Genomic DNA, 18,900 nt, shown 5'->3' with positions numbered 1-18,900 from the left:
AACAACTACCATTCAGTTGCAGTATAACTACCATTCAGTTGCAGTATAGCGGAAGTTCGGTTATGGTGAAAAACAAGAGCTACTTCACCACAACATCAAAACAATTCCATCCTATCAAGAGAAAATGCGCAAAAATATGCGTTTTACCATGAAAAAGTAGGAAAAAAGCAGCAAAATCGGTAATTTCTCTCTCCAAACGATGGAGGGAGAGCACATAAATGAGGGCCAAAACCAAGGGGCGATTGTTCTAGATTGAGAATTTTATTTGTCTTGATTTTCGAAAAAAAAGAAGGAAAAAGCAAAAGGCAAAAAGATGGAAAAAAAGGAGAATCTGACAAGAAATAATACTGAAAGTACGGAGTATTTTCTTTAGGTAAGAAAGAAGCCACTGAAGGTTGAAGCCAAAGAATACAAATGCTGCACTTGCGTTAAATACATTAAAAAGTGTATGATTTTCTATAACAAGTCTTAATATTCCTATTAACATAATTTTATTTTTTCTATTTTTGTAAATTAAAAGTGTGAGCGTAAACAGCTCAAGAAGAACTAATCTCAGATATATCAAGCGATTAGCGTGAACATTACACAACGGTGTCAAAGCCGTTTGGAAACTACTGAAAGAGAAGAAAGAGAATGAATAAATAAACGAACATTATATAAACTAACAATTAACATTATGAAAAGAATTAAACTACTAATTACGGCGTTTGCCTTACTAGGAGCAAGTCAAACGTGGGCTCAGACAGATGTAACGAGCACGTATCTGACAAATGCAGATTTCGAAAAAAGTACTCCTATTAATTCTAATCTAAAAGGTTATGGCAAGGACGGTACGCCCTATGGTTTTCAATCAGTAGATGGTTGGACATCAGTAGTAACAAATGGTGACAATTCTAATAAAAGCTATCCCAATTCAGGTATGGGTGGCGCTGTGTTTGCATACGGATCTAGCTATCAGCTCCAAGGAAACAACAAAGCAGCACCTGCCACGAATCCATCAGGAGAAGCCACAGGCAATTGTTTAGGTTTCTTTGCTGTTTGGGGGCTCGGTGGTTACTATTATCAGAATGTTACTCTTGCTGCAGGTAAATATACCATCACTGTTCCTATCTACAATCAGAGCGGTACACAGGCAAATACCACTTATACAGGTTTCTTCCCCAACAGTGGTACAAACCGTACCGTTGCTATCAACCCGGCAGTAGGGCAATGGAGCAACCAAGCCGTTACCTTTACACTAACTGAGGACACTCCTGGTCAGATTCGTGTAGGCTATCAGTCAACAGGCAGTGGTTCAGGTGCAAATCCCCATATCTTTATTGACGGCGTTAAAATAGAATTCACAGCCAGTGTTGTAAAAGACGTTCTTGAAACAGCCATCACCGCTGCAACAAAAGCTAATGAGACTTTGAACAACAGCGAGCTGGCAGCAGCAATCGCTGATGCTCAAACTGTATTTGATAATGAAAATGCTACTCAAGATCAAGTAAATGCCGCAGCTGCCACATTAAATACTGCAACTGAATTGGCCATGTCCGCAGCAGGTGACGTAACTGAAATTTTCTTGACAAACGCAGATATGTCATCCACAAGCGACTGGACAGCTTATGTATCTTCGCAATTTAAAGATTTTGGATCTTATCAGATAGGCGGAAGTCAAATGGTTCGTTTTGCAGCTCCTACAGCAGATGAAACACATTTAACTTCAGAATATGCATTTGGCTTTGAGTGCCGTTGGAGCACTAACTATGCTTCATTCAATCAAACAACAGACCCAATGCCTGCTGGTGTTTATACTTTTACATTCGATGTAGAAAATGTGAATGGGGCAACAACCAAAGCTTCCTACAACAACTTGTTTTATGTACAAGTAGGTGACACGAGATACACTGACACTAAGACAGAATGGATGAATGGAAAAAGCAGTTGGACTAACCATAGCATTACAGTAACTCTGAATGAAGCATCACCTGTTACCATCAGTCTTGGTTATGGAACAGGAAATAACAATATAGGCGCTGATAACACTCCAGCTATTTATGCAAGCCATTTAAAGCTCAATTACAAGAGTTTCCTTGCTGGTGCTAAAGAAGCTTACGACAATGCAGTCTTAGCAGCCGGGGAGGCAAAGACAAACAATCCCAATGTTACTGGCGAAGAATTGACCGCCCTCAACTCAGAGTTAGGCAAAGCCGAACCAACTACTGTTGATGGTTATAACGCTGCAGCCGAAGCTATTCAGAATGCTACAACTACTTTAATTGCAGCTGCCTCTTCGTACAATGCATTGGTTAGCATCAACGACATGATTACCGCTACAGGAACTTTGAAATACGCCGATGCTGAGAAGAAGCCTGCTGCTAACGTCACTGCAACAAGCGCAGCTGATGCAGCTACAAAGACTGCCAGCCAGACAGCCGCTCTGCGTGCTTACTATGAGAGCCATGCTCTTGCAGAGGGAGTCAATGGAGCAGTCAACATGACCAGCAGCATAACTAATGCCAACAATCCAGGAAACAATGACGGATGGACTTGGACTGGCAATAAGAACAATCCTCGCAACAATGAGCCTTGGACAGATGCTGACGGAACAAATACACACTCGTATTTTGATGGAGGTAACTGGGGGGGAACATCTTGGACTACCACAATGGAACAAAACATTCTGCTTCCCGCAGGTAACTATTTGTTAACAGCTAAAGGCCGTTCCGCAACAAACACGAGTCTCACAATGTCTATCTGTGGCAAAAGTGTTGAACTTCCTCATGTCGGAAGCACGGGTAATGTCTTTGACCGTGGTTGGGGCGATGCCTCCGTTGAATTTACAACCGATGGAACTGGTGCCACAATCTTGGTGACTGCAACTGCAGAGCCAATTCACGAATGGTTCTCAGTTTCCGATTTCCGCCTTGTACAGCTTTCATTCAATGCAGATGCATACGCTTCTACCTCTGAAGATTACGATGCTTTGAATGATGCCATCACTTCGGCAGAGGGTAAAGAACTTGGATTCGAGAACGGTCAGTACGCTCCCTACAGCAACGTAGCTGCCATAGAGGCTCTTGCTGCCGCTAAAGCTATCGACCAAGAAGCCCAAAAGACCAACTTAAGGACTACAATTGCAGAAGTAACCTCTTCACTCACCAACGCAATCTGGACAGCCAACGATGGTGACGTGGACGCTATCTATAACGGGAACTTCGCTGAAAATTTGACTGGCTGGACACGCACTAACGGATGGGGACAGCAGCAGACCGGCCTCGAAGGCGACTACGCTACAGCATACTACAACCAGCCTGGTTCACTGAAATATGGCGACACAGGATTCTACACTATGCCGTTAGCCGAGAATACAATCTATAAGTTTACAATGGCCTTCCGCTCTCATGAAGCTAATTCTAACAATGCTATGAACGTTTCAATTCTCAATGAAAATTCAGAGGGATTGGCAAAAGTTAACTTAGGATATAACAAATCTAAGGATAATTGGAAAACTGTAACAATACGTATAAAGACTGGCGCAGCTGGTAACTATGTAGCAAATCTTGAAAATGATGGTAATACCTGGATGACTGGCGTTTCATTAGTTAAAGACAACCAGGCTGCTGATATTACTATAGATGAAGCTGCAGAGTCAAAGGCTGTTGCAGATCCTTTGGCCAACGTTACCCTCACCCGTACCCTGAGCAACTTGTACTGGAACACCTTCTCTGTTCCTTTCAATGCAGAAATTCCTGAGGGATGGACAGTAATGGAATTCAAGAGCGCTGAAAATAACGTGATCAGCTTCTCCGAGGCTTCTTCATTAGAAGCCGGCAAGCCCTACCTGGTGAAGCCTGAAAACGTCGTGACAAATCCTGTATTTGAGAATGTGGTTGTAGAGAGCATCGACGGACAGACCGTCGGCGAGGGTGACTACAAGTTTGTTGCACAAATCTACAATAAGTCTCTGGCTACTGATGGAACCGTAGCTTATCTGGCTACCGACGGAAAGGTGAAGAAACTCACCTCTGGTGGCATCAAGGGCCTGCGCGCTTACTTCACCATTCCCGCAAACGTTCCTGAAGCCCGTATCGCTTTCATCGACTTTGACGGTGACACCACTGGCATTTCCGAGAAGACCATGAAGGTGAACGAAGGCATCATCTACGACCTGAACGGACGCCGTGTTGAGAACATGGGCAAGGGCATCTACGTAGTGAATGGAAAGAAAATTGTGAAATAACAAAAAACTCGAACAATTATGAAAAAGAAATTATATATCCAACCTCAATCAGTGTTCGTTGGGGAAGAGACAATCGATACGCTTCTTGCAAACTCTATCGTAGGAGATGGTAACAGCGCAGACCTGAATCCAGAGACCATGGGTGAAGGCAATGGTTCAGACGCCGCCTCTCGCGGCAGCATTTGGGACGACGAATTCTAATTCCACGCTCTATACATGATCCGGGGCGGCCTACTCAAAACGAGTGGGGCCGCCCCGATTATTTCAGCACAAAAGAGAAACTTTATTTTGCCATCTCATTGAAAAATAGTAATTTTGCGCTCTGAAAGAGAATATACATATATTTAATATAGATTATTATGGCAAAGAAAGCATTACTGATGATTCTCGACGGATGGGGAATCGGACAGCACGGCAAGGGCGACGTGATTTTCAATACGCCTACTCCTTATCTTGATTATCTGACAGCCGTTTCGGCACACTCACAGCTCCAGGCTTCGGGCGAAGATGTTGGTCTGCCCGACGGACAGATGGGTAACTCTGAGGTGGGCCACCTGAACATCGGTGCCGGCCGTATTGTTTATCAGGATCTGGTAAAGATCAACCGTGCCTGCAAGGACGGCTCTATCGTAGAAAATCCTCAGGTAAAGGCTGCCTACACCTATGCCAAAGAGAACAACAAGAAGCTGCACCTCATGGGTCTCTGCTCTGACGGCGGCGTACACTCAAGCCTCGACCACTTGTTCAAACTTATCGAAGTGGGCAAGCAGTATGGTTTGAAGAACCAGACTTTCGTTCACTGCTTCATGGACGGTCGCGACACCGACCCCCACTCTGGTAAGGGCTTCATCGAGCAGGTTACTAAGGTATGTGCCGAGAACGATGCAGCCATTGCTTCTATCGTGGGCCGTTTCTACGCTATGGACCGTGACAAGCGCTGGGAGCGTGTGAAGGAAGGTTACGACCTGATAGTAAACGGCACTGGCAAACAGGCCACCGATATGGTAAAGGCTATGGACGAGAGCTACGCCGATGGCGTGACCGACGAGTTCATCAAGCCTATCCACAACGCTTCTGTCAACGGATGTATCGAAGAGGGCGATGTGGTCATCTTCATCAACTTCCGCAACGACCGCGCCAAGGAGCTCACCGTGGTGCTCACTCAGCAGGATATGCCCGAGCAGGGAATGAAGACCATCCCCGGACTGCAGTACTACTGCATGACTCCATACGATGCCAACTTCAAGGGTGTACACATTCTGTTCCCCAAAGAGAATGTAGAGAACACTCTGGGCGAATACCTCTCACAGCAGGGTAAGAAGCAGCTGCACACTGCCGAGACCGAGAAGTATGCTCACGTTACCTTCTTCTTCAACGGTGGTCGCGAGGCTCCTTATGAGAACGAAGACCGTATCCTCGTTGCTTCTCCAAAGGTGGCTACCTACGACCTAAAGCCCGAGATGAGCGCCTACGAGGTGAAGGACAAGCTGGTTGCCGCCATCGGCACTCAGCAGTACGACTTCATCGTGGTGAACTTCGCCAATGGCGATATGGTGGGCCACACGGGTGTTTACAACGCTATTGCCAAGGCTGTTCATGCTGTTGACAACTGTGTGAAGGATGTGATTGAGGCTGCCAAGGCCAACGACTATGAGGCTATCATCATTGCCGACCACGGTAATGCCGACAACGCCATTAACCCCGACGGCACCCCCAACACTGCTCACTCACTGAACCCCGTACCCTTCATCTATGTTACCGACAACAACTCGGCTACTGTGAAGGACGGTCGTCTGGCCGACGTGGCTCCCTCTATCCTGCACATCATGGGACTGGAGCAGCCCAAGGACATGACCGGCGAGTGCCTGATTTGTGATTAAACTCGTTTAATTTAGTATAAAATAATAGTGAGAGACAAGACCTTCTTGCGCTCTCACTATTTTTGTATGCATTTTATACATGATGAATAGAGATAAGGGGGCATTATTGTGTTTCATGCATATTATGTTATCAAAATTATTCTTTCAGCATAATTTAATTTGCATAATTGAAGAAAAATTTATATCTTTGCACGCACTAATGTTTCACTATAGAGTTACCGAACAAACATGAAAAGAAATCCTTTCGTGCTTACTCCAGCCATACCCGACGAACTGTTTTGTGACCGTGTTTCAGAGGTTCAGTCTCTCGTCAAGAGCATTACCAATCAGGAGAATGTCGTACTCACATCGCCTCGAAGAGTTGGAAAAACGGGCCTTATTTATCATTGTTTCAATCAAACACCGATAAAAGAAAATTATATTACCATATCCATTGATGTCCTTCATACGACCTCGTTTCAGGAGTTCGTCATGGAGTTGGGCAATGCCGTATTCCAGGCAGTGGCCAGGCGTAGTGACCGACTGATGAAGCTCTTCACCTCCTGTCTGCGCTCCTTGGGCGGCAGTTTCGGATTCGACCCGTTGACGGGGATGCCCACTTTCGATGTCAAGCTGGGACAAATCAGTAAACCAGAATATACGCTTGACGAGATATTCTCCTATCTGGAAAATGCTGGTCGCCCGTGCATTGTGGCTATTGACGAGTTTCAGCAAATACTGAAATATCAGGGCTATAATATGGAGGCATTGTTGAGGGGACGCATACAGAAACTGCGTAATACCAATTTTGTTTTTGCTGGTTCTGAGCGGCGCATCATGAACGAAATGTTTTTCTCAGACAAACGTCCGTTCTTTCAAAGTGCCACGCTACTACAGTTAGAGCCTATAGAGATACAGGCTTATTCAGACTTTGTCGTGCATCATTTTGGTGCTGCCGGTAAAGCCATCGACAGTGAAGCCATTACATGGGTCTATCAAAAATATGAGGGAATCACCATGTACACGCATAAACTTTTCCATGACGCCTATGCAGAGACCGATGAAGGCGAAACGTGTATGGTAACAGACGTGGAGCGGCTCTCTAACCAGCTCATTCAGCAAAATGCAAAACGACTACAGGAGTTGCTTGCCTACATCACTGAGCAGCAGAAGGAGTTGCTCTATGCGATTGCTACAGAGGGTAGGGTATCGCAGATTACATCTTCGGCATTTGTCAAGCGTCATCACCTGAAATCTGCCAGTGCTGTGCAGTCGGCAGCGAAACGTCTGCTCGACTTTGATATCATTACCGAGGAAGGAAAGACATATTCCGTATCCGATCCTCTGCTACGGATATGGCTCGAAGCATAGAAGAGGGAACTGTCACGGGGTGTTGTATATACTCCAGCGTGGATAATAGCCCGAGAATGTTCTATCATGATTGTTGCTCTTCTTCCATTTCTTCATCCAACCGGTTGCCCCAAAGGTATTTTTTCGTTTCACGGGCAGCCACACCACTCAAGAGCAGAAGAGCCACCAAGTTTGGAATAGCCATCAGCGCATTCATGGTGTCGGCAATGTTCCAAATAATGTCAAGATTGATAATACTGCCGAAGAAAAGAGCTACAATATAAAGAATGCGATAGAAACGGTTGATGCGGCGCCCCTCAATATAGTTGACGGCACTCTCGCCATAATAGCTCCAGCCAAGAATGGTACTGAAAGCAAAGGTGAGAATACCAAAAGCCAACAACGGCGCACCTACATAAGGAATCTTTGAGAAGGCCACTTTAGTAAGCGCAGCACCATCGGCATAGGTAATGTCCGGATAAGCAAGAATACTACTCACCAACACTATTCCTGTAAGAGCACAGATTACTACAGTATCCCAAAAGGTGCCTGTACTGCTCACCAATGCCTGACGTACAGGATTGCGGGTTTGAGCAGCTGCCGCCACGATAGGCGCCGAGCCCATGCCACTCTCGTTTGAGAACAGGCCTCGGGCTATTCCATAACGTGCGGCCATCATCACCGTAGCACCCACAAAACCGCCACCAGCAGCCGACGGATTGAAGGCCGACCGCACAATGAGTTCCAAAGCTGGCCACACATAGTTGCCGTTCATGATGAGAATCACTATACAGCCTACAATATAGAGCAGCGCCATGAACGGCACCAGCACAGTACACACACGGGCAATGGCTTTCACACCACCCAGAATGACCGAGGCTGTAAGTACACAAATGAAGATGCCTACTATCCATTCGGGAATACCAAACGTTTCACTGGCCAGTAAGGCAATAGAGTTGGCCTGTACCGTGCATCCGATACCAAACGAGGCCAAGCCGGTGAAAACAGCAAAAAGAACAGCCAGCCATTTCAGTCCGAGCCCGCGTTCCAAGGCATACATTGGTCCGCCATACGTGCGGCCGTCCTCTCCACGCACACGATATTTCACTGCCAGGAGTCCTTCGGCATATTTTGTTGACATTCCGAAAATACCCGTGAGCCAGCACCAAAGAACCGCACCCGGTCCGCCCAGTGCCACAGCCGTAGCAACACCAACGATATTTCCGGTACCGATAGTTGCCGCCAGCGCTGTAGCCAAAGCACCAAACTGGCTCACATCGCCCTGTGCCTTGTCGTCTTTCTTCACCGACAAGAGAATACCGGTAAACAGTTTTCGCTGAGGAATACGCAAACGAAAGGTAAGAAATACGTGGGTGCCTAACAGCAGAATAATCATCGGCCACCCCCAAAGGAAAGAACTTAGTGTAAGAAAGAAATCGTTGATGGTATCCATCGGAAGATCAGTTTTTGTGCGCAAAGATAGCAATAAATTGGGAATTATTCGTAACTTTGCACTCAGAATATAAGAAAAACAGCTGCATGAACGTACAGATAGAGCCATCGTGGAAGGAATATCTGCAAGGCGAATTTGAAAAGCCCTATTTCCAGCAACTGACGGAAAGTGTGCGCCGTGAATATTCGGCAGGGGCATGCTACCCACCAGGAAAACTGATTTTCAATGCATTCAACCTCTGTCCATTCAACGAGGTGAAGGTAGTGATTATCGGTCAGGATCCCTATCATGAGCCAGGACAAGCCCATGGACTGAGCTTCTCGGTGCAAGAGGGTGTACAGTTTCCCCCTTCCCTGCAGAATATCTTCAAGGAAATAAACAACGACCTGGGCACGCCCATTCCTGAGAATGGCGACCTGAGCCGTTGGGCCCAACAGGGAGTACTGCTGCTGAATGCCACTCTGACCGTCCGTGCCCATCAGGCCAACAGCCACTCGGCCTTAGGCTGGCAGAAGTTTACCGATGCCGCTATTCAGGCCCTTGCAGCCAATCGCGAACATCTGGTGTATATGCTTTGGGGCGGATATGCCCGCAGTAAGGCATATATGATAGACAAGAATCGCAATCTGGTGCTCGAATCTGTTCACCCATCGCCATTAAGTGCCAACCGTGGCGGCTGGTTCGATCAGCATCAGTTCTCGCGCGCAAACAATTATTTAATAGAACAAGGTCTCACCCCGATTGAATGGTAAGAGTGTAGAGTGTAGAATGTAGAGTGTAGAGCTTAGAGTTTGCTACCGCTCCGCAGGAGTAGCAGATTTCAACTCTCACCTCCCACCTCTCACCTCTCACCTCTCAACTCTCAATTCCCACTGTCCTGCGGAGCGGTAGCAAACTCTACACTCTAAACTCTACACTCTACACACCCTACACTCTACACCCTACACCCTACACCCTACACTCTAAACTCTACACTATTATGTCTCTCCCTCCTATTCTTCAAATTGGCGATATTCTTATTTCGTCGGACATACTGACGGAACAGTTCTGTTGTGACCTCAGCGCCTGCAAAGGCCAATGCTGTGTTGAAGGCGATGCCGGCGCACCCGTAACCCTCGACGAAGTGATGGAAATAGAAAATATGGTTGACGAGGTGTGGAGCAACCTTTCGGCATCAGCACAGGCAGTGATAGACAAGCAGGGAGTGGCCTATACCGATGAGGAAGGCGACCTGGTGACGAGTATTGTGAACGGTAAGGACTGTGTGTTCACGTATTACGACGACATCAACGACTTCAACACCGGACAGCCTATTCACAACTGTTGCCTCTGCGCGCTTGAGAAATGTGCAAGAAAGAAATCTCAATTTTCAATTATCAATTCTCAATTTGTCAAGCCCATCAGCTGTGCCCTCTACCCCATTCGTGTAAAACAGTTCAGCGACGGCACTATTGCCCTGAACTACCACAAATGGTCAGTGTGTAAGGATGCAGTAAAGAAAGGTCGTGAATTGGGACTACCGGTCTATCGTTTTCTGGAAGGACCATTAGTGCGTCGTTTCGGACAGGAGTGGTACGATGAACTTTGCCAAGTGGCAAAGGACCTGAAAGAACAAGGATATTACTAATAGAGATGAACAGCCTAGGCCGTTCATCTCAGAAAGAATCATTTTATTGACAAACATTTGGTAATGACACCATCATAGGTATTGATGGTGAGCTGAATACTATCGGCCGTCAGGTCGGTAAGCGGAACGCTGAAGAACGCACGCTGCGAGTAGTATTCGGGTACACCGCCCTGATCGTGGAAGAGTCGCAGACAGAGTGTCCTCTTGCCATTGGTATGGGCAATGAGTGTGTCGGCTACGAGTCCCATGCGGTGAGTATCTTTTTCACTGATGGTTTCGCCTGTCTTCAGAATCAGTCCAGCATTCAGGTAACGCTTGTTTTTGCCTACCCACAAGCTTTCAAGCGTCAAGGGATCGGTCTTCATTTCATCCTTCACGCTGTCGGCAGGCAACATATTGCGTACCACAGTAACTGGCGAGACGCTCACAGCCGTAATTTTCTCACCCTGCTCCTTGAAATAGAATACTGCACGATAGAGAGAGTCGGCCTTTTTCACCCACGACACCTCAAAGGGATTAACCACGTTCAGCTGTTCATCATTGTCGAGCACCACATAGTCAATCTTCTTATCAGCACCGGCATGAGCCTCTACAAACTCGCCCCTGATAGTGGAAAAAGTTCCTTCACCTTTATTATATGTATCCTGTTCGCATGCCACCATGAACAACAGTATCATACCGGCAAGCAATAACTTCATCTTTTTCATGCTTACTTCTAATTATTCATTTCTTTGGCCTTCAAATAGTTTCTCACAGGGTTGGCATACATGGTGAGGATACGTTCACGCAGGAAGGCCTCATCCTTATTAGGAATATGAATCTTTGCCAACTGCCCATTCAGATACTTTTCGAAACGAGCCACATCGGCATCCGTATAGTAACTGGTGTATTCGTTTGTGCCATCGAGTTTATCTATGGCAATATAATTGCAGGGATAAAGACGGTAGCCGGCATGTATCTCACGGTCCATGCGCTGTGCCAATTCGGTAAAGAACTCTTTCTTCGGCAGTTCTTTCAGTTCATCAATCCACTGATTGATAGGCGTTCCGCAGTGGTAGTGAACCCGCCCTTTGTAGCCGAAGATGCCCGTCCGCATATTGTCCAGATCGTCCTGCTTGCTTTTCTTGAACGCCGGGTTGTCACGTTTCTGCTGGAACTCCTGCGCCTTCAGATAGTCGCAAGGGTCAAACTCGTAGCTGATGGTGAGGGGAACGATGTTCAGCTCTTTCAGTGAAGAGTGAAGGGTGAAGGGTGAAGAGTTCACTACCACCGGTCCTCCCATGGCGAGCATTTTCAGTACCGATTCCTGTGTACGGTCGTCACTATCCTTAGCACGTCCTTCTCGCTGGGCTATCCAGATATTCTCCTTTTTCTGCGTTACAGCATAATGGATATAGCGACTCATCAGTTCGCTGGAAGCCAGCATTTCCTTAGGAGTGAGACCACGGCGCACGGTGAAAGCCTTGTTCATGCGCACCAGCCGTTTGATCCAAGGATAAATAAGGAGGTTGTCGCCAATACCTATCTCCACGGTAGTGGGGTGACCGCTCTCAATCAATTTTAAGTCAAGGAAAGCAGAATCGAGAACGATGTCACGATGATTGCTGACGAAGGTGTAGCGCAGGTCTGGATTCAGAACTGAACACTTAGCATTCAATTTAGACCGCAGTGCACTGTCATCAAACGAGCAACCATCGGTATGCTTACGGATGATGAAGTTAACGATGGGTTTCATGAAGCGCAACTGGAAATCGAGCGGTGTCTTCACGCCCAAGAACAACAGTCGTAGCAGACCATTTCGCACCGACTTCGGTAGCCAGGGAGCAAAACCTTTCATTACAGCACTGAACTGTCGGTCGGCTATCAAGGCTTCAAAAGCCTCCTTCATCTCACCCTCTTCGTAAGGACGAATCTCATCGAATTGAGAATTATGATTAGACTGCTGGATCATATTTGCTACACTTAGAATTAAAGATTGCGTTTCTGCTTCATTGTTTTAATAATACTTGTAAGAATTATCACGTCTTAGCATAACTAATCACAATTATCAATTGTCAATTATCAATTGTCAATTATCAATTACCTAAAATTGATTTTCGATAATATCTGTAAGCACATCCTTCATCTCCAATCCGGCGGCACGCACCTGCTGAGGGATGAAGCTGGTGACTGTCATACCGGGTGTGGTATTGATTTCAAGAAGGGTGATATCGCCTTCAGGTGAGATGATATAGTCTATGCGAATGATACCGTTGCAGTGAAGAATATCGTAGATGGCAGAGGTGAGTTCAGCCACGCGCTTGGCAACATCGTCCGACAAACGGGCGGGGGTAATTTCCTGAACCTGTCCGTTGTACTTTGCGTCATAGTCAAAGAACTCGTTCTGAGTAACCACCTCGGTAGCAGGGAACACCACCGACTTGTCCTTCGTCTTGTAGCAGCCGATAGAAATTTCTGTACCTTCCAGGAACGACTCAATCATCACTTCATCACTCTCCATCATGGCCACACGAAGAGCAGCAGCCAACTGGTCGGGCTTCTTCACTTTCGAAACGCCGAAAGATGAACCGTCGTTGGCAGGCTTTACGAAACAGGGGATACCTACCTTGTCGATGATATCCTTCTTACTAATGCTATGTTCCTGACCACGGCGCACCAGCACACTCTCTGCTACACGCACGCCATAGCAGCGCAAATATTGGTTGAGCACAAACTTATTGAATGTCAATGCCTCAACAAGTACGTTGCTGGTAGAGTAAGGCATACCTATAAGGTCGAAATAGCCCTGCATGATACCGTTCTCACCAGGGGTACCATGAATGGTGATATATGCATAGTCGAAATATTTAGTCTTTCCTTCTTCCTGGAATGAGAAGTCGTTCATGTTGATGCGTGAAGTTGTTCCGTCAGGCAGTTCAACTTTCCAATCGGTGCCTTTCACATCGACGATATAGACATCGTAACGTTCTTTGTCGAAGAAAGAGAAAAGTCCTTGTGCGGAGCGCATTGACACATCGTGCTCCGAAGAGTCGCCACCGCATACGATAGCAATAGTTCTTTTTTGTTGTTTCATAGTTTATTTTTAAAATAATTTCTCCATTTATCTATCAGCAACTGCATATCATCGGGCAGGTCGCTGGTGAAGTCCATCTGTTGACCAGTGGCAGGATGCCTGAAGCCAAGGGTCTTGGCATGCAGCACCTGACGCGGACACAGTTTGAAACAGTTTTGTATATAGGCTTTGTAACTGGCTGTGCGCTCACCACGAAGAATCTCGCAACCGCCATAGCGTTCATCTGAGAAGAGCGGATGCCCGATATGTTTCATGTGAGCACGAATCTGATGAGTACGCCCAGTCTCCAGACGGCATTCCACCAGTGTGGTATAGCCATATCGTTCCAATACGCGATAATGGGTAACAGCAGGTTTGCCAATGCCCGAATCGGGGGCAAACACATCCATACGCAGACGGTCGCGAACGTCACGGCCAATATTGCCTTCTATACGTCCTTCATCTTCAACAAAGTTTCCCCAAACCAGTGCCACATAGCTTCGGTGGGTATCGTGGTTGAAGAACTGTTTTCCCAGACTTGTCTTTGCCTCAGGAGTCTTTGCTACTACTAACAGTCCACTTGTATCTTTATCAATGCGATGTACCAGGCCCACTTGTGGGTCGTTGGGATCATAGCTGGGCAGGTTGCGTAAATGCCAGGCAATGGCATGAACCAATGTACCATGGAAATTGCCACATCCCGGATGAACCACCATACCGGCAGGCTTATAGATAACCATCAAGTGGTCGTCCTCATAGCGTACATCAAGGGGAATATCTTCTGGTTCGATGGTTGTATCGAAATGCGGACGGTCCAGCATCAGAAAAACCACATCGCCCGGGCGCACTTTATAATTACTCTTCACCGGGCGGGCCGGACGACCTTTTGCCATATCATCAGCCGAGCAAACCTGTATAAAGCCTGCATCAGCTGCAGCCTGAATCCGGTTGCGCGTCTGATGCTGCATATGCTCCATCAGATATTTATCGATGCGCAAGGGTACCTGTCCCTTATCCACCTCCAGACGGAAATGTTCATACAGCTGACCATCACCATCTTCCTGCGCTTCGGCATCCAATGCTTCTATATCATCGTCCTCCATGAGGCTCATTACTTCATCGTTCGTCATTACTCGACCACTTCAAAATCGTCAATTTCATCGCTCATATTGTCAGTGGGCACATCGAGCATAGCATCATTGCTATCTTCCTCCATAGAACCACTTCCAATCACAAGGGTCAGTGCAGACTCTACCGGAACCATATCGCCAGCCTGCAGATTTCTACTGCCTAATTTTACGCCATACACCCAATCGCGCTCGCCACTTACACGCTGTGGTTCCAATAAAAGGAACCCAACAGCCGTCAGACGGGCTTGGGCTTCACGAAAACTGCTGTTATCAATAATATCAGGAATAGCAACCGAAGGAGTGTTTGTGGAATTGATGGTTACATAGATGGTGCGCCCCGCCTTCACTTTACTTCCTGCGCCTGGGGTCTGCATAAGGATAGCGCCTGCGTCCAGTTTTTTGTTATAACCCGTATCGCTGGCTATTATATAAAGATTCTGTTCAGCCAGCCGTGCTTCCATTTCATCAAAGTCTTGACCATACATATCGGGAACCTCAACGCTTTCGCCATGATGAGTATACTTTGACAATCCAATCATCACGCCAATACACAATGCTATCACAACGAAAACCATAGCTGCCAGATTCCACAAAAGATAGCGACTAACAAATTTACCAAAAAACTCTTTCAAATTCATGACAGTGTATTTCTTATTACACGCAAAGGTAGTTATTTTTTTAGAGAGCCGTTACTTAACTTGTGTTAAAAGTATGTAATCAGAAAAGGCATGCGCCCATTTTTATTGTATCTTTGCAAAAACGCCAAAGAAAACAGACAATACATGCTTAGATATCTATTTTTTACAATACTTTCTTTTTGCTTTACTGTCTCAATAGCCCAAAATGCCATCGAGGATTTTGACACGCTGTCGAAGCTCTCTTCCGAACAATTGATGGATCGCGGACGCACCTATTTCTCACGACATAAGGCAAACAAGGCACTGGCTTGCTTCACCATTGTAAGCGAGCGCTATAAACACAGCAACAATACTGAGGAGATTCAGCAAAGCATCAGGGCACTCAACAATTGCGGATGTGTATATCAATACAACTACTCCGACTACCCGCAGGCCTACGAGGCGTTCACCCGTGCTTATGAATTGTGTGAACAGCATCACTACGATGATTTTCTCCCCGTTATTCTTGTAAACCTGTCCGACCTGCTGAACGACTACAGCATCCACTACGGGTCTTTGCCACTCTCGCAACAGGCCACTGACACCTTCGACCAATGTATTGAAAAGGCAGTGGAAACGAAAAATTGGGAACTATTAACAACCGCCTTCTTCAACCTTGCCAATCAAAACTACGAGTTAGACCTGAAGAAATACGACGTTATTTTCTCTGAAGAGATACCCGATAGCACGCCCGACCTGGAATACGTCAGACTGCAATACCGCGGTATTGAACTTCTGCAGCAAAAAAAATACGATGAAGCCCGCCAGCAGTTCAACCAGCAGTTGGAAGTTATCAACACCCGTTGGGAGCCATCACGCGACACGCTTTCCACCTATCAAAATATAGCCAAGACCTATCAGTTAGAGAAAGACTACCCGCAGGAAGCCCACTATTTAGAGAAAGCCTACCAAGTGGCCCGAAACGAAGAGGCCTTCACCCAATGTGCAGATATCTGTAAACATCTTTCCTTTTGCTACAAAACGATGGGCGACACCGTATTGCAGCAGCACTACCACCTTCTCTATCTGGAAAAGATGGAAGAAATCAGGCAGAAGCGCCTCAACAACATTGCCGAGCTCAACTATATCTATGAGTTGCGAAAGGAAGAAACTAAAGCACAGACACTGTTGATGACACAGCGCATACAGCAATATGCCATCATTACAGTACTGGTATTTCTGATTATTGCCATACTGATGGCTTTTCAACTTTGGAAAGTCAATCGGGAACTGCAAGCCAAAAACAAGAGTCTGTTCGAAAAATACCAGCAAAGTCTGAGAATCAACGAGAAATACAGCCATAGCAACTTGAATAACGACCAACGAGAAACACTCATAGCCCGCATTCAGGAAGTGTTCAGCGACCCTAATGTCATCTGCCAGCAAGACTTCACCTCCAGTCAACTGGCCAAACTAATAGGCTCGAACACCACCTACGTATCGCAGGTCATCAACGAAACCTATGGCATGACATTCAGCAATCTGTTGAGTAGCCGTCGTGTTCGCATAGCCTGTCAGTGGATGGAGGACCCGGCGCGTATCGGAAGCATTACCATCGAGGCAATTGCCTCTGCCTCCGGCTTTAAATCGCGCACGGCTTTTATCAATGCATTTAAGCGCGAAACAGGTCTAACACCGTCTGATTACATCCGTCTTGCTGCTTCCAAATCTCGTTAAAATCTGAGTTTTTTGTGCTAATTTACAAATATGGACGAACGGCGGTTCGTCCTATACCTGTTTTCAGAAAATAGTTTGTTACCTTTGTGACCAAATTACTAACAAATAAGAATTTAAAACGTAATTTTAGTATAAAAATGAAAACAAAGCTGTTTTTTTTGGCTGCTACGATGGTAGCAAGCTTGCAACTCAGTGCCCAAAATGTTGTTTTGAAGGGTATCGGCCATGACAACCGTTATGATGATGGTGAACAGATGCCGTCAACTTATGTAGGCTATAATGCCTCTGTCCAGAAATCCATTTTCGTCGTTGACCAAGGTATTTATTCGATGAAATGGGATGGTTCTGCACTTTCTACTCCTATCAAGGACCCCGCCGTCAACATCGCCGACTTTTATAGTGCTGGCCAATTTACTGACAACAACAAAGCACTTTGGGCTAGTAACTTCAATATGATGTATGGCAATTCCGGTGCTGTCTATATCAATGGTAAGCTGGTAACGGTATTCTCCCGCGATGAGTCATCGACGGTTGACGAGGAACTGTTCCGTGTCTGCAAGTGGGATGCCAACAACGGTAACCTGCTGAGCAACGAGATTCGCTCCAAGAGCGATCGTCTGGAGTCTGCCGGCATGGCCTACAACCCTGTAGATGGTAAGGTTTACGGACTGTTCTACCTGACAGGCAACCAACTGCCCAAGGAGATTACCGATGATCCCGAGTATTTTACCGACCAGGACGATGATATGACCGATGGAGATGCTGGCTATGCCATCTGCACAATCGATCTGAGCACAATGAAGGTAACCCCCATCACCAAGGGTCTGTACTACTATAACTTCATCACCTTCGCTATCAATAGCGAGGGACGCGCTTTTGCACTGACCAGCGGTGGCAGCAGTGCCGTACCAGGTGACGACGGCAAGCAGCGTGACATTAACAACAAACTGACGGGTGCCCAACTCTATGAGTTCGACCTGACGACTGGTCTCATGAAAACCAAGGCTGTCGAGAAGACTGATCCCGAGACAGGTGATAAGTACACCGACTATGAGCCGCTGGTAGGCGCTACCGGTTACAGCTCGCAGTATCGCCGTCAGGCTGCCTGTTTCGCTAAGAGCAATCCCAACAAGATGTACTGGGTAGGCTATTACAACAGCGGCAAAGGCATCAACGCCTATGGCTCATGGGGCCCGCTGCCCGACAAGGAGTGGCGCACCAATGGTAAGTTTGATACTTCTCTCTATGAGGTCGATATCACTACTGGCGAGGCTACCCGTATTGCCAATATTCCTAACCGCTGGATTTTCTCTACCTTGTGGGTTGAAAACGATGATTGCAGCGACGGCGCTGACATCGACATCCTCAGCAACAATGCGGCACCAACCGATGGTTGCTACATCGCTCTGCAGCATGCTGACAATGGCAGTATCTGGCAGCGTATCGAGGAAGGCAAGCAGTATTCTTACTTTATAGAGCCTGCTGATGGCTGGAAGATTCATAGTGTTACCTTCAATGGTGCTGAAATCACTCCCGATGCTGACAACTTCGTGCAGACTCCAGCCGTTTCTGTGCAGTATAACCGTCTGATTGTCACCTTCGAACAGGAATCTACCGCTATACAGGATGTTCCTGCAGCTGCACCTTCCAACGTAAAGATTCTAGGTTCAGCTGAGGGCATCCACATCACCAATGCCACTCCTGGTGATCAGGTAACTATCTGCACGATGGACGGTCGCACCGTTTATTCGCGTCGCATGATAGGCCATCAGGCTGATGTCGCCCTGAAGTCTAACACCTTATATATTATTAAGGTGGCCGACAAGGTGGTGAAGGTAAGACTGTAATTA

General features: G+C 46.6%; 14 protein-coding genes. 8 read left to right on the top strand and 6 right to left on the bottom strand.

The genetic code is table 11. The features are described from left to right. Window positions 1-676: 676 nt before the first annotated feature. The 4 genes from L6475_RS02290 (at window position 677) to L6475_RS02275 (ending at window position 7,455) form a co-directional block, all read left to right on the top strand. Complete coding sequence (locus L6475_RS02290) at window positions 677-4,225, top strand: hypothetical protein (protein WP_237822127.1); 3,549 nt, start codon at window positions 677-679, stop codon at window positions 4,223-4,225. 18 nt (window positions 4,226-4,243) lie between these two features. Then, on the top strand, window positions 4,244-4,426 hold the full coding sequence (locus tag L6475_RS02285; RefSeq protein ID WP_237822125.1) for a hypothetical protein: 183 nt from the start codon (window positions 4,244-4,246) through the stop codon (window positions 4,424-4,426). A gap of 158 nt (window positions 4,427-4,584) precedes the next feature. Continuing rightward, window positions 4,585-6,105: a 2,3-bisphosphoglycerate-independent phosphoglycerate mutase gene (gpmI, locus tag L6475_RS02280; RefSeq protein ID WP_237822122.1), complete on the top strand. Its 1,521-nt coding sequence runs from the start codon at window positions 4,585-4,587 to the stop codon at window positions 6,103-6,105. 228 nt (window positions 6,106-6,333) lie between these two features. Next, complete coding sequence (locus L6475_RS02275) at window positions 6,334-7,455, top strand: ATP-binding protein (protein ID WP_237822121.1); 1,122 nt, start codon at window positions 6,334-6,336, stop codon at window positions 7,453-7,455. A gap of 64 nt (window positions 7,456-7,519) precedes the next feature. On the opposite strand, the gene L6475_RS02270 is transcribed toward L6475_RS02275, so the two are convergent. Then, a complete protein-coding gene (locus L6475_RS02270; RefSeq protein WP_237822119.1) occupies window positions 7,520-8,887 on the bottom strand; it encodes a sodium:alanine symporter family protein in 1,368 nt (455 codons plus the stop codon). A gap of 86 nt (window positions 8,888-8,973) precedes the next feature. On the opposite strand from L6475_RS02270, the gene L6475_RS02265 reads away from it, so the two are divergent. Both L6475_RS02265 and L6475_RS02260 read left to right on the top strand, forming a co-directional pair. Beyond that, complete coding sequence (locus L6475_RS02265; RefSeq protein ID WP_237822117.1) at window positions 8,974-9,639, top strand: uracil-DNA glycosylase; 666 nt, start codon at window positions 8,974-8,976, stop codon at window positions 9,637-9,639. Between the two features lie 227 nt (window positions 9,640-9,866). Next, window positions 9,867-10,514, top strand: coding sequence for a DUF3109 family protein (locus tag L6475_RS02260; RefSeq protein WP_237822115.1), 648 nt, complete (start codon window positions 9,867-9,869; stop codon window positions 10,512-10,514). A 38-nt stretch (window positions 10,515-10,552) separates the two neighbouring features. Here the strand turns inward: L6475_RS02260 and L6475_RS02255 are convergent, their stop codons facing one another. The 5 genes from L6475_RS02255 to L6475_RS02235 form a co-directional block, all read right to left on the bottom strand. Beyond that, entirely contained in the window at window positions 10,553-11,221 is a 669-nt protein-coding gene (locus L6475_RS02255; RefSeq protein ID WP_237822113.1) for a NigD-like C-terminal domain-containing protein, read from the bottom strand. A gap of 8 nt (window positions 11,222-11,229) precedes the next feature. Then, a complete protein-coding gene (locus tag L6475_RS02250; RefSeq protein ID WP_237822111.1) occupies window positions 11,230-12,465 on the bottom strand; it encodes an acyltransferase in 1,236 nt (411 codons plus the stop codon). 132 nt (window positions 12,466-12,597) lie between these two features. Next, window positions 12,598-13,587: a D-alanine--D-alanine ligase gene (locus L6475_RS02245; RefSeq protein WP_237822109.1), complete on the bottom strand. Its 990-nt coding sequence runs from the start codon at window positions 13,585-13,587 to the stop codon at window positions 12,598-12,600. Next, the gene (locus tag L6475_RS02240; protein ID WP_237822107.1) at window positions 13,584-14,696 is read right to left on the bottom strand and encodes an RluA family pseudouridine synthase; all 1,113 of its coding nucleotides are present in this window, start codon (window positions 14,694-14,696) and stop codon (window positions 13,584-13,586) included. The genes L6475_RS02245 and L6475_RS02240 overlap by 4 nt, the downstream gene beginning before the upstream one ends. Next, window positions 14,696-15,334 carry a PASTA domain-containing protein gene (locus L6475_RS02235; protein WP_237822105.1) on the bottom strand — a complete coding sequence of 213 codons (639 nt, stop codon included), beginning with the start codon at window positions 15,332-15,334 and terminating at the stop codon, window positions 14,696-14,698. The genes L6475_RS02240 and L6475_RS02235 overlap by 1 nt, the downstream gene beginning before the upstream one ends. 144 nt (window positions 15,335-15,478) lie before the next feature. On the opposite strand from L6475_RS02235, the gene L6475_RS02230 reads away from it, so the two are divergent. Beyond that, window positions 15,479-17,050, top strand: a complete 1,572-nt coding sequence (locus L6475_RS02230) for a helix-turn-helix domain-containing protein (RefSeq protein WP_237822103.1) — start codon at window positions 15,479-15,481, stop codon at window positions 17,048-17,050. A gap of 137 nt (window positions 17,051-17,187) precedes the next feature. Then, window positions 17,188-18,897 (top strand): oligogalacturonate lyase family protein, encoded by a 1,710-nt coding sequence (locus L6475_RS02225; protein WP_237822101.1) that lies wholly within the window; start codon window positions 17,188-17,190, stop codon window positions 18,895-18,897. The last annotated feature ends 3 nt before the right edge of the window (window positions 18,898-18,900 follow it).

Origin of the sequence: Prevotella sp. E9-3, assembly GCF_022024015.1 — a bacterium.
Lineage (GTDB): Bacteria > Bacteroidota > Bacteroidia > Bacteroidales > Bacteroidaceae > Prevotella.
This window is presented reverse-complemented; position numbering and strand designations above follow the sequence as displayed.

What these genes read in the sequence shown, in the direction of transcription:
- L6475_RS02290 (WP_237822127.1), top strand. Translation starts at nt 677, where the DNA reads ATGAAAAGAATTAAACTACTAATTACGGCGTTTGCCTTACTAGGAGCA.
- L6475_RS02285 (WP_237822125.1), top strand. Translation starts at nt 4,244, where the DNA reads ATGAAAAAGAAATTATATATCCAACCTCAATCAGTGTTCGTTGGGGAA.
- gpmI (WP_237822122.1), top strand. Translation starts at nt 4,585, where the DNA reads ATGGCAAAGAAAGCATTACTGATGATTCTCGACGGATGGGGAATCGGA.
- L6475_RS02275 (WP_237822121.1), top strand. Translation starts at nt 6,334, where the DNA reads ATGAAAAGAAATCCTTTCGTGCTTACTCCAGCCATACCCGACGAACTG.
- L6475_RS02270 (WP_237822119.1), bottom strand. Translation starts at nt 8,887, where the DNA reads ATGGATACCATCAACGATTTCTTTCTTACACTAAGTTCTTTCCTTTGG.
- L6475_RS02265 (WP_237822117.1), top strand. Translation starts at nt 8,974, where the DNA reads ATGAACGTACAGATAGAGCCATCGTGGAAGGAATATCTGCAAGGCGAA.
- L6475_RS02260 (WP_237822115.1), top strand. Translation starts at nt 9,867, where the DNA reads ATGTCTCTCCCTCCTATTCTTCAAATTGGCGATATTCTTATTTCGTCG.
- L6475_RS02255 (WP_237822113.1), bottom strand. Translation starts at nt 11,221, where the DNA reads ATGAAAAAGATGAAGTTATTGCTTGCCGGTATGATACTGTTGTTCATG.
- L6475_RS02250 (WP_237822111.1), bottom strand. Translation starts at nt 12,465, where the DNA reads ATGATCCAGCAGTCTAATCATAATTCTCAATTCGATGAGATTCGTCCT.
- L6475_RS02245 (WP_237822109.1), bottom strand. Translation starts at nt 13,587, where the DNA reads ATGAAACAACAAAAAAGAACTATTGCTATCGTATGCGGTGGCGACTCT.
- L6475_RS02240 (WP_237822107.1), bottom strand. Translation starts at nt 14,696, where the DNA reads ATGACGAACGATGAAGTAATGAGCCTCATGGAGGACGATGATATAGAA.
- L6475_RS02235 (WP_237822105.1), bottom strand. Translation starts at nt 15,334, where the DNA reads ATGAATTTGAAAGAGTTTTTTGGTAAATTTGTTAGTCGCTATCTTTTG.
- L6475_RS02230 (WP_237822103.1), top strand. Translation starts at nt 15,479, where the DNA reads ATGCTTAGATATCTATTTTTTACAATACTTTCTTTTTGCTTTACTGTC.
- L6475_RS02225 (WP_237822101.1), top strand. Translation starts at nt 17,188, where the DNA reads ATGAAAACAAAGCTGTTTTTTTTGGCTGCTACGATGGTAGCAAGCTTG.